At 31.2% G+C, this 8,685-nt stretch carries 8 protein-coding genes; 1 reads left to right on the top strand and 7 read right to left on the bottom strand.

What is annotated here, in order from left to right:
• Positions 1–53: 53 nt before the first annotated feature.
• Positions 54–686 carry a macro domain-containing protein gene (locus tag PL77_RS29180; RefSeq protein ID WP_044213377.1) on the bottom strand — a complete coding sequence of 211 codons (633 nt, stop codon included), beginning with the start codon at positions 684–686 and terminating at the stop codon, positions 54–56.
• 718 nt (positions 687–1,404) lie between these two features.
• The gene (locus tag PL77_RS29170) at positions 1,405–1,977 is read right to left on the bottom strand and encodes a Crp/Fnr family transcriptional regulator (protein ID WP_044213375.1); all 573 of its coding nucleotides are present in this window, start codon (positions 1,975–1,977) and stop codon (positions 1,405–1,407) included.
• Between the two features lie 100 nt (positions 1,978–2,077).
• Between PL77_RS29170 and PL77_RS29165 the strand changes: the two genes are divergently transcribed.
• Positions 2,078–2,716 carry an HAD family phosphatase gene (locus PL77_RS29165; RefSeq protein ID WP_172665973.1) on the top strand — a complete coding sequence of 213 codons (639 nt, stop codon included), beginning with the start codon at positions 2,078–2,080 and terminating at the stop codon, positions 2,714–2,716.
• A gap of 256 nt (positions 2,717–2,972) precedes the next feature.
• Here the strand turns inward: PL77_RS29165 and PL77_RS29160 are convergent, their stop codons facing one another.
• The 5 genes from PL77_RS29160 to PL77_RS29140 all read right to left on the bottom strand — a co-directional run bounded on the left by PL77_RS29160 (position 2,973) and on the right by PL77_RS29140 (position 8,253).
• A complete protein-coding gene (locus tag PL77_RS29160) occupies positions 2,973–3,194 on the bottom strand; it encodes a YodC family protein (protein WP_044213369.1) in 222 nt (73 codons plus the stop codon).
• A 17-nt stretch (positions 3,195–3,211) separates the two neighbouring features.
• Complete coding sequence (locus PL77_RS29155; protein ID WP_044213367.1) at positions 3,212–3,853, bottom strand: DUF4145 domain-containing protein; 642 nt, start codon at positions 3,851–3,853, stop codon at positions 3,212–3,214.
• 456 nt (positions 3,854–4,309) lie between these two features.
• Positions 4,310–5,086, bottom strand: coding sequence for a hypothetical protein (locus PL77_RS29150; protein WP_044213365.1), 777 nt, complete (start codon positions 5,084–5,086; stop codon positions 4,310–4,312).
• Between the two features lie 591 nt (positions 5,087–5,677).
• The gene (locus PL77_RS29145) at positions 5,678–6,595 is read right to left on the bottom strand and encodes a hypothetical protein (RefSeq protein WP_156152597.1); all 918 of its coding nucleotides are present in this window, start codon (positions 6,593–6,595) and stop codon (positions 5,678–5,680) included.
• A 176-nt stretch (positions 6,596–6,771) separates the two neighbouring features.
• A complete protein-coding gene (locus PL77_RS29140) occupies positions 6,772–8,253 on the bottom strand; it encodes an AAA family ATPase (protein WP_216595955.1) in 1,482 nt (493 codons plus the stop codon).
• Positions 8,254–8,685: the final 432 nt, after the last annotated feature.

Below are 8,685 nucleotides of genomic sequence, written 5' to 3'. Positions count from 1 at the left end.
AAAATCTAGTAGAAATATAGATTAAAAGTCGAAGCTACTCTTGGTTTTTGATTTTAAGGTATATCATAATGCAAATCATTTTCATCATGCGTGAAAAAGTAAGCATAGTTTGAACGTAACTCTTCCCAACCTTCTTTGGTTTTATACTTTTCATTGAAAACATCCTCCCAAGCTATTCTCATTTGTCTAGCACATAACAAAGGCGGAACTTGCCCTACGCCTGTTCCAAGTCCAGGAATGGCTACTGAAGAAATTCTCTCTTTTAAAGGTGTTCCATCTTCAAACTTTCCATATTGAAGTAAAGTCAAGATCGCTTTGGTGGCTAGATAAATATTGGGAGAACGTAATATTGTCATTGGGGTTCTCATAGTAGGTGCTGAAATCAAATAAGGAAATTGCTTATTCTCTGTTTCCACAATCGTAGCTTGCCCTACTAATAATTCACCAAAATAGTCCTCTCGTAATTTTTGTTGAAGTTTTTTTTCGATGTGCCAACCTAATGTTTTGGAAATTGCAAAGTCTATTCCGCCATTCATAAAACCAAAACTATTTGCTGAACTGATAATCACATCACATGATAGATCAAAAATTGATTGATTTTTAACTTCTACATTTTCAACTCCTTCAAAAACTTTATGCCATGCTTCAGTCAATTTAGGATTGATGTCTACTAAATAAAATTTCATATTGCTTATAATGCTAGAGGAAGTTTAGAAGAAAAATTGTAGCTTCAGCTGAGATTTAGAGCTAAACTGATGTTCTAAGTTATGTTTAACTGTAAAAAAAATTCTCAATATTATCAATGTAAAAAGGCTCAAGATATTCTTTTAGTTTATTTAAAAATACAGGTCGAACAACTTCATATTGATAATCTAGATATGCCTCAAAGTCTTCCATTAATCAATTTTCCAATTAAAGTTCAATGCTTTACACTTTGGGCAGTCTGTATATTCAGAATCAAGGTCTTTATAATTACACCTGTTACATTGCCCATAGTTTGTATTAATGTGTAAAACAATAAATTTTGAATCTGCATGTGATAACTTATAAGATTCCATCAGCATTTTTACTGTCTTTAAGGGCGAATGAACTTTAGAAGTTAATAACTCTTTTTTTTGAGTTGCATTAAAGTTAGGGACCTCAAATAATTGATGTTTGTTACATCTTTTACAAGCTCTTTTCATTTTATTATCAATAACATACAAAAAACACCACGTTTACTTTATTTCAATATTGTAACGGTAGCATATGAATAAAAACTCTTACTCCCATACACCAAGTTTTTACGAGTATAAAATAGTTTGCTTGCTGTTTTAGCTTTTGTAAGAGATGCTTGAAGTTAAATATTTTATGAATAACATAAAATAAAACCGAAGTGAATTTCTTTTTCAAGAAGGTAGTTTTCTACTCTTTGATTTCTTTTCTTAATCGACTGATTGTAACGGGGGAAACACCCAAATAGGAGGCTATGGCCTTTAATGGTACTCTTGATCTGACGTTGGGTTTATGCTTGATCAGTTCTTGGTATCTTTCCTTGGCGGTTCTGGACTTGTATTCGTCCATTTCTTTGATGATACTGGCAAAATTGTGCTCAATAAAACTCCTTCCCCAGTTGGCCCAATCGGTATGGTTTTGATACAATGCTTTGATGTGACTGATTTTTACTCTGTAAAACTGACAGTCTTCAAGAAGTACAATGGTCTCTGGGAGATAGGCTACGTCAATATAAGCACTGATGGAAAAACAAATATCACTTTCAAAACCAAACCACACGACTTTTTTATTGCCCTTTTCATCAATATAGGAAGTGGCTACAGCTCCGTTTTCTATAAAAAACATGTACGGTGATTTTTCCAACTCATGTATAAGCACATCTCCTTTTTTCAGACGAAATGCTTCCATTTCATTGATGATAAGTGCTTTGCTTTCGTCTGATAATGAATAATACTTCTCAAGTGCTGACAATACATTTCTCATAAAACAAAAAATTTTGAAAATGACTTTACAAATGTAAAGTAGTATGCCAATAGTATAAAATATATTTGTGGTTATGGAAATAAGAGAAAAAAACGAGAACGTGAAGACTATTGCCTTCTTTGATATTGATGGTACATTAAGGACAGTAGTGGACCCTTGGATGTTGCTGCACAATCACCTTGGAACTGGGGAACAAGGTGGGAAATATTATGAGGCATGGAGGGAGCATAAAATATCTTATACCGAAATGACAGAATTGGACGCTGCACTTTGGAAAGGTGTCGCGCTAGATAAAATGACGGCCATTTTACAATCGAATCCGATACGTAAGGGAGCCAAAGCATTGGTGCATTGGTTTAAAAAACAAGGGATTCCTTGTATTGGGATCAGTACGGGGATGTCCTTTTTGAATGCCATCACCGCCAAAGAACTTGGGCTAGATGAAGTCATCTCCAATGAAATCCTATTTGAAGATGATGTCTGCACCGGTGAAGTTTTGATCCATGTAGAAGAAGATTCAAAGGCTCAGGTAGTACAATCCGTTTTGAAACGCTATGCGACCCCATTTGACAATATCATCTCTTTCGGAGATGGACCTGCGGATATTGCAATGTTCAAATTGTCAACGTTCTCTGTAGCCACTTTTCCACGTAACGAAGAAGTCAGTAATCATGCTGACCTGACTATTAACGAAGAACCTATTGATCTGCTTATTGAGCACCTTGAGCATTTGGTGTAGTTGTTTTATAGAAAGCTCCTCTTTTAGGGTGTGTGGGGGATGGGCTGAGTTTCTGACGGCTCGCGTATGAGTAGTGCGGAATTTACCCCCACAACTTCTTCAAATTGCTAAGTAGCCAAATCAACAATTTTACAGTTTATTTCCAAATTTGAAATCGCTTGTCAAATCGTTGATTTGGCGGGGGTTAAAAATCGCACAACCTCTAATAAACAGTGCGTTCCCTGCATTACTTATTACGCATTGTTGCCTGCTGTGCTTATTCTGATTTAATAATCATCTCAGGCTGAAACTGTCCTGATTTTAATTCATTGTTTAAAAACCATTCACATATAACCGTACCTTCTTCAACTCCATGAATCTTATAAGCTTTATTTTCCATTCTTGACAAAGTTTGCACTGAATCGCCTACAATTCCTTTAACGGTCATTTTAGGTCCACCAGACTTAAGTTGTACAATATCTCCTTTTGAAAATTCCATAAATTTATTTTTAATTATTAATCAGGCATTTCATCTTCAAAACTATCAGTCAAAGCAACCATTTCAACCCAATGCAAAGTCAAATCAATCAACTTTTTCATATCTGTTAAGTTTTTACCTTCCCATTTTCTTACATAATGAGTTTCATCATTCCCTAACCAGACAGCTCTTTTGGAAACACTTTTTATTCTATTATCGTCTATGTAATCATTTATACATTTACCTAATAGCTTCTTTTCTATTTCATCCTTTTTATCTGGAAAGTTTCTAATAGCATAATCCTTTATCAGAAATTCTAAGGCTTTTCTATAACCAACTCCACAAATTTCAGATAGATTTTGTTGTTCTGCAGCGAAAGATTGATTGTATATAATTGTAAAGGAAGGTGATATTTCATTGATTGTATCACTAAATTCTCTCCCAATAATTTCTCCCTTCGAAGTCACCCCATTAAATGTCCAATAACTACCAGAATTATTGTAATATGCAACAAATGATTTTGCACAGTCATGGTCTGGACAAGTTGCAAAGACTTCAAGAATTTGCCCATTCTTATGTCCAAAAAGGAAATTTGGAGTTATCGCTTTATGACAAAATGGACATTCATTAGGACTACCATTTATACTTTCTTTTTTACCAACTATTGTTACTTGTCTCATTGTATCTAATCTTTTCTACCAGTTGCACCTTGCATTGCAGGCAACATTCGATAAACACCACATTCACTTTTTCCAATAATGTGACAATGGCATATATTCATTATAAAAATAACTCTTACACCAATACACCAAGTCTTTAGCTAAATCTTCAAAGTATGTTTGCTTGCTGTTTTAGTTTTCTTGTAAGAGATGCTTGAAGTTAAATAATTATTCAATAACAAGAAATAAAACAAACTTAAAATTTGTATTTCGTTTTCATTTCGTGAGCAAATGCAATTTTTAATTAAAACGGGGAAGTGATCTATAAAAAAGTTCTCAACGAAAAAAGACTTCCCGAGTAATCGAAAAGTCCTTCCTAATTTCCATATAGCTGAGTGCATGAAAAAACCACCGCCTTTGTTCAACTAGGGCTTAATTTTTGGGTCTGAAGACCAAATAATTGTTGTATGCAGGCTTTTATTTTTCCCAATCTATATACATTATCATATCCGCATTTCTAAATTCTCCGCCTTCTCTTAAATCAACACTGCCTTCTAAAATTCGGGGAGTTGGAATTTCTGAATAAGTTTCAGATAACTTTATTTGCAAAAATTTCGCTCTAAGATTTGGAAGTTCACGGTTTGTGTATGATTGAGTTACCTGCATTTTCAACAATGTATCAGCAAACAGGCTTTTTTGATTTGATAATTTAGGTAGATATTCAATTGTTGAAAATCCTAAACTGTCTAAAAAGTATGAATTGATTGAGGTATGGAATGTATTATTTCCAGAAATATCTGCACTTCCTTTAACAAAAAGTTCTAATGAATTATTGGTGCCTAATACCATATAGACTTCACTCATAAAGTGATTGAGTGTAGTCAAGAACTCATCATTTAGGTCTTGAATAATAAATTCTCCAGGTTGAAAGAAAACTCTTTCATTCATTAAAGTGTTACTCAAATCAACAATATAATATGTACCTCTTTTCCCTTTAATAACTTCGTTATTTGGGATTTTTTGTACTTCGTAAAATTCAGTCTCAGTTTTTATTCTCAGCTTGACTTTTAACTCCTTATATTCAGCGGTATATTCGGTTTCTTTTTTTTCATTTTTAGGATTACCGTTATTTCTAAATATGTAAGGCGCAAATATAATTGCGAAGGGAATAAGTGAAAGACAAATAATAATAATGATGGCTATTATCATTATTCCTTTATTGAATATCTTTTTTGCCTTGTTTTTTAAATTCATCTTGTAAGTTTGGAAAAAGGTTGTTTGTCATGATTGCATTCACTCGGTGTTTTTTTCTATTAGGACACAATTCTGACAATCAAGTTAATGTTTTCGTCGAAGGCATGAAAATTTTAATAACTAAAATGGATAAAGACACTTTCTAAGTGTCGTTAACTAAATAATAATATTTTTTTCTCCTATCATTTTTTACTTGTATACAATATTCAATAAGAACCACATTCACTTAATTCCAATAATGTAACAGCAGCGTATATCAATTTTAAAAAACCTCTTACTCCACCACACCAAGTCTTAAGCTAAATTTCAAAGTTAGTTCGCTTGCTGTTTTAGTTTTTTTGTAAGAGATTCTTGAATTTAAAAAATTATTAAATAACAAGAAACAAAACGAACTTAAAATTTGTATTTCGTTTCAATTCGTGAGCAAATGCAATCTATTTTGAAAACGGGGAAGTGATCTATAAAAAAGTTCTCAACGAAAAAAGACTTCCCGAATAATCGAAAAGTCCTTCCTAATTTCCATATAGCTGAGTGCATGAAAAATCCACCGCCTTTGTTCAACTAGGGCTTAATTTTTCAAAGCCAATGCGATTAAATTTCTAACACATTTCTAATACTTTCTTTTGATAAATTTTCAAAAGAATCGAGGTTTAGGAACTTTATTTTCACACCTTTAGCATCAAAATTTCCATTTAACAATTTTTCAAAATCTTTAATATTACTTGCGAAATAATTTAATGAATTAGATTCATATATATCATTATGGATGAAGATTATTAAATATCCATTAGCATTTTCTTTAATATTTGATTTATACAATTCTAATTTTATTGATAACTGATTCAGTAATTCGGTTGAATAATGATAACTTACTTTGCTTTTGAAATATTTAATTTCTAATATTTTATCATTAATTGAGTTCATTGGCGAGTTCAAAATAAAATCATATTCAAATGAATCTAACCTTTGATTATTTTTCACTCTATATTCTTCAAAAAAAAACTTTTGTAAGAGTTCATTAAATTTCCTTTCAACTTCTAACATTTGTGAAACATAACTTTGTTTCTGTTTTTCATGATTTTCAATTTCTTGTACATTATTTTTAGTATTATTTTTAATACTTTCTTCCCCTGTCTCAATAATCTTATTAAAACTATAATCCTGTTCTATCTTCCTTCTTTTTTCTTCTAGAGCATAATCATCCATTAAATCTAACTTCACTTGTTTAATATTCCACTTCATAAATCCCTTATAAAAAAGAAAGATTCCTAATAAGAGAATTAACAAGGATATTAACGGAACTATATATCGAAGACTTATTACTATATCATATTTGATATCAATCAAATCTTTTGAAAAGTCAGCTAATAAATTGTAATCATTACTACTAATTATCAATCCAAAAGAATTAGTTAAATACAAAAAGGGGATGTAAACCGATATTGATATCAAGACAATTCCAAGTGAAACAAGAAACTTACTTATATCACTATAATCAATATTTTTCATACTGCCTAAATATTAGTGTTAGGTATATTACAACCATTAAGTACAACGGTAAATTGTATGAGTAGTGGCAGATTGCGAGGTAATTTCCTGTCAAACCACTACGCAGTTTTAGCGAGCTACTAACCTTCATATTTATCTCTTTACCTGCCATTACTTATTCGAAATATTATGCACTTTTATTCTATTAGTTTTTTTCTAAGGAATGTGATAATCTTATTTAAATCTTTTTTCTGATTGTCTTCTACGTGTCTAATAACCACCTCAATAATATCATTTCGAGATTTGTTTCTATTCCTTAACTCTGAATCAATACGGTTATAAAGTTTTTTACCATTGTTGTCTTTTAGTGATTCTCCTGAATTTTTATATTCTTCAATAATTGTTCTTAGGCTTACCTGATGAAAAATGTAATCCTCCAGGGTTCGATAAAGTTTATGATCAACTGTTTTAAACAAGTTGTCTCTTAAGAATTTTTCCAAACTTTCGACTGGTAAAAAATTTATTGGAATATTGTTTGAAATCCCATTTTTTGAAATATAACTTGCAGCCTCTGTTTTAACATCTGCATCAAGGATTATCATTATTGTAGCATTTCTCCCCATTAAATTACTTACGACAACATCTTGGGCCAAGTCAATAACATTTGAATAACCACCACAAGGAAGTACATGAATTAGTTTATTGTTTAACAAAGAATTGTTCCTCAATAGTCGATTAATCATTATAGAAGCCAAATCATCTTCAACAAGTATTACGTAATCATACCCTGATTGGTCATAAAGAATTTTAGTCGCATAGGCAGGATAACATGGGTTTATTATTTCAAGAGAGTTGTCTATATGTCTATCTATGAAAAAAATATTGTCGGGATTTATGGAACTTATTATCTCTAATGAATGTGTTGAAAAATAAATTGCATAATTGAAATTATCAGACATCTTTCTGAGAAAAACGACCAAACGCTTAAGTGAAGAAGGGTGTAAAGCAAGTTCTATCTCATCTAACATAAGCAGACAAGGAATATCAATTGTTGTTCTGTCAGAATTTCTAATATTTAAAGAATTTAAGATACTAATCAATAAATTCTCACCTGTTGACATATGAAATTGACTTATCTTCTTACCCGATTTTTCATAATAAAAAATATCTCCGTTAATATGTATATTGTGAGGTAAATCTTCATTTTTTACAGTAAATAGTTTAGGGTAGAAGTTAATGTCATTATGTAAAATTTCTCCCAAATTTGTTCTAATAAACTCTGGAGCTTCTTTTAAATGTTTTTCATCAATAAATTCTAACTTTCGTAACGTGTTATAATTTGTATTTCTAAACCTATTACCATAAATTAAACTTCCTTCAAAAAATCCTTTGATTTTAAAATCGCCCTCAGTTTTTCTTGTCCATTTCCATTTATCACGGTCTCTTTCATAGAATTTCTTATAATATCTTTTTCCACCATTCAACTCAAAACTGATACTTGCATCATTATCTGTATGACCAAAAAAGTCTGTCATTTTCATGTAGAAAAAGACACTTGAAGCACAAGAGCTTATCGTGCTTTTCCCTGACCCATTTTGACCAGTGAAAGCATACAAACCTTTACCAATAGGAAGTTCTAATTCAATAGAGTCAATTGACTTAATTTTATTGATTGACATTTTTAATTTCATATGGCATATATACTAATTTTGTTGATTTTTAATTGCACCTAACATTTAACAAACACCACATTCACTTTATTCCAATAATGTGACAATGGCATATATTCATTATAAAAATAACTCTTACACCAATACACCAAGTCTTTAGCTAAATTTTCAAAGTAAGTTTGCTTGCTGTTTTAGTTTTCTTGTAAGAGATGCTTGAAGTTAAAAAAATTACTAAATAACAAGAAACAAAACGAACTGAAATTTGTATTTCGTTTTCATTTCGTAAGCAATTGCAATTTTTTTTTAAAACGGGGAAGTGATCTATAAAAAAGTTCTCAATGAAAAAAGACTTCCCGAATAATCGAAAAGTCCTTCCTAATTTCCATACAGTTGAGTGCATGAAAAATCCACCGTCTTTGTTCAACTAGGGCTTAATTTTTG

The sequence above is a fragment of the Flammeovirga sp. OC4 genome, assembly GCF_000812565.1.
GTDB lineage: Bacteria > Bacteroidota > Bacteroidia > Cytophagales > Flammeovirgaceae > Flammeovirga.
Note: the sequence above shows the minus strand (reverse complement) of the source record. Positions and strands in the feature narration are given on the sequence as shown.

What these genes read in the sequence shown, in the direction of transcription:
- PL77_RS29180 (WP_044213377.1), bottom strand. Translation starts at nt 686, where the DNA reads ATGAAATTTTATTTAGTAGACATCAATCCTAAATTGACTGAAGCATGG.
- PL77_RS29170 (WP_044213375.1), bottom strand. Translation starts at nt 1,977, where the DNA reads ATGAGAAATGTATTGTCAGCACTTGAGAAGTATTATTCATTATCAGAC.
- PL77_RS29160 (WP_044213369.1), bottom strand. Translation starts at nt 3,194, where the DNA reads ATGGAATTTTCAAAAGGAGATATTGTACAACTTAAGTCTGGTGGACCT.
- PL77_RS29155 (WP_044213367.1), bottom strand. Translation starts at nt 3,853, where the DNA reads ATGAGACAAGTAACAATAGTTGGTAAAAAAGAAAGTATAAATGGTAGT.
- PL77_RS29150 (WP_044213365.1), bottom strand. Translation starts at nt 5,086, where the DNA reads ATGAATTTAAAAAACAAGGCAAAAAAGATATTCAATAAAGGAATAATG.
- PL77_RS29145 (WP_156152597.1), bottom strand. Translation starts at nt 6,595, where the DNA reads ATGAAAAATATTGATTATAGTGATATAAGTAAGTTTCTTGTTTCACTT.
- PL77_RS29140 (WP_216595955.1), bottom strand. Translation starts at nt 8,253, where the DNA reads ATGTCAATCAATAAAATTAAGTCAATTGACTCTATTGAATTAGAACTT.